Source organism: Arthrobacter sp. MYb224, from assembly GCF_002975455.1.
Taxonomy (GTDB): Bacteria; Actinomycetota; Actinomycetes; order Actinomycetales; family Micrococcaceae; genus Glutamicibacter.
In genome coordinates, this window is record NZ_PCPU01000021.1 from 1 (window position 1) to 1,739 (window position 1,739).

The 1,739-nt window shown below is 56.4% G+C and carries 1 protein-coding gene; it reads right to left on the bottom strand.

Annotated features, from left to right (window positions below):
- Nucleotides 1–181: 181 nt before the first annotated feature.
- On the bottom strand, nucleotides 182–1,618 hold the full coding sequence (locus CQ017_RS17760) for an IS1380 family transposase (RefSeq protein ID WP_105554815.1): 1,437 nt from the start codon (nucleotides 1,616–1,618) through the stop codon (nucleotides 182–184).
- Between the last annotated feature and the right edge of the window lie 121 nt (nucleotides 1,619–1,739).

Here is a 1,739-nt window from a genome sequence, read left to right on the forward strand (position 1 = left end):
TAGCCCAGATTTTTCATGGAGACTCTCAAGCCCACCGGATCGGTATCACGCCGGACTTCCGGTGGGTTTCCTGAATTCTGGTACGCCAAAGACCGTCCTTTCGCTGACGTCAGCGCCGGCCACCACGCACCGGAACCATGCCGTCCCTTGACTCGAAGCACCAAAACCACCGTTTGAAAGCTCAGGTTCGCAGCGGCCTGCCTGACCATCGCTGACGCAACCCGGTGATCTGTTCCTGGAGTGACAAGACCAATCCACACTCCGGTGCCTTCTGGTTGATCAGCAACCTGGGTTGGCGGCCACTCTTGGTCAGCTTCCCAGCCATGGACCACACACGGTACCGCCACCTTTTCACATCCCAGCTGACTGCTTCATGCCCAACTGGCAGGAGGACCAGCTGCAACCACGCAGTCAGGTTATAGGCAAACATTGCCAGGTTCGCCCACGCTTGATTCGCTGCAAACGACGTGAAAGGCAATTTCCCAAGTCCCGCGGCCTTCAAAGACTTGATCCTGTTCTCGCACCTTGCGCGCGCCCGGTGACGGGCATCCAAAAACGCGGGGTCGTAGCGTGGAGAGTTCGTCAGAAACGCGGTGACTCTATTCCCGTCCGTATCAAACAGGCTGGCTTTCGCCCCGGGATGCAACGGTTCAGCCCGAAGATAAATGCGGGAACCTGGCGGGTATCCAATGAGTTCAATAACCTTGGATGCATCAATCACCCACGCATTATCACGATGCTCACCATCGGCGGTGAGCGCCGGTTCCCAGTACTTCTTCTCATCGATCCACCGCACAAATCGTTCCTTCAGCACTGGCAGTGAATACGAGGTGGAGAACTGCAGGCCCAGCGAATCAACATGCTTCAAGAACTCACGGGTGGCACCGGCACTATCGGTGCGGACCATGATCTTTTCACCAATCAGCACACCATCTGGGTCATAGAAATCGTCGGGCAGTTGTTCCAGCGCTTGGCTAAGGATGCTGATATGGTCCTTCGCCGAGTTCGCGGCTTTATTTCCAGGACGCAGGCGGACAGCCAGGATTTCGCCGGTGCCCTGGGTTTTGCCGTAGTCAACCATGGCGATCATGGGAGAGAAACCATAGCCGCCCTTGTAGTTTCCTTTGGCACCTTCTTTATCTGAGTGCACGTTGACTAGGGACGCGTCGATATCCACGGTCAGAGGATTCATGCGGGAAGCTCGTGCTGCGGGATTGCGTTGACCTGCAGCCGCCCAGAGTTTGGTCCGTACCTCGCGTTGCATGGTAGCGAATGCGTAGTCGAAAGCCCCCGGGTGCTTGCTGATCCTGGCGAAGAACCTGCTGAACGTGGGGTCAGAGGCCACCGGCCCGAACAGCCCCTGAACCGTTCGTAGCTGGTCAGTGTCGCTGACTTGCTCGCCGCCGGCGGCGAGCATCAGACTCAGGTCTGCGATCATCTTCCCTGGCCGGTGCACCGCCGCGGCCGGGACGAATTGGGAGAATCGGTTTTCGCAGAGTTTGCGGAAACCCATTGCGTTGAGCAGGTCGCTCAGGGTGGTGAGTCCTGCGTGGGAGACGAGTGCTTGGTTTGTGCTCACGGTTGGTATGGCTGGGTAAAGGGAGGTATTGTTGTTCACCGAGAGAGTGATCCTTTGGACTGTTGAGAATATGGCTTAGATACCTTTATTTTCGCAGTTCAGGATCACTTTTTCTTTGTTAATGACGCTTAATTACTGGCCTCTCGATGAAATACCTGGG